The organism is Mycolicibacterium arseniciresistens, assembly GCF_030519285.1.
In the GTDB taxonomy this organism is placed as follows: Bacteria; Actinomycetota; Actinomycetes; order Mycobacteriales; family Mycobacteriaceae; genus Mycobacterium; species Mycobacterium arseniciresistens.
The window spans coordinates 1-555 of the sequence record NZ_JAUMSQ010000167.1 but is presented as its reverse complement, the minus strand read 5'-3'; the positions used below and the strand labels follow the sequence as shown (position 1 = coordinate 555).

Here is a 555-nt window from a genome sequence, read left to right as displayed (position 1 = left end):
CGTCGCCGCGGCGCTGGCCGGGCGCACCGAATCCCGCGCCGTCGTGCTGACCGACTCGGTGTTCTCCGCCGACGGCGTGATGGCGCCGCTGCGCGCTTTGCACGACGTGTGCCGGCGTCACGGCGCACTGCTCGTCGTCGACGAGGCGCACGGCCTCGGGGTGCGCGGCACCGGCGGGCGCGGGCTGCTGCAGGAGGTCGGCCTGGCAGGCGCCCCCGACGTCGTCATGACCACCACCCTGTCCAAGGCGCTCGGCAGCCAGGGCGGCGTGGTGCTGGGACCGGCGGCGGTGCGCGCGCATCTGATCGACGCGGCGCGGCCGTTCATCTTCGACACCGGGCTGGCGCCCGCCGCGGTCGGCGCGGCGTGGGCCGCATTGCGACTGCTGGCGGCCGAACCGTGGCGGGCCGGTGCGGTGCTCGAGCGGGCCGCAGGCCTGGCCGACATGTGCGGCGTCGCCGAACGCCCCGAGTCCGCCGTGGTGTCGGTGGTGCTCGGCGAGCCGGAGGTCGCGCTCGCGGCGGCGAACGACTGCCTGGAGCACGGGGTGCGGGT

Annotated in this window: 1 protein-coding gene; it reads left to right on the top strand. The window is 76.9% G+C overall.

Features of this window, described 5'->3' with window-relative positions; translation table 11 throughout:
• Positions 1-555: aminotransferase class I/II-fold pyridoxal phosphate-dependent enzyme (locus Q2100_RS19720; RefSeq protein WP_302915418.1), on the top strand; the 555-nt coding region annotated here is incomplete at both ends.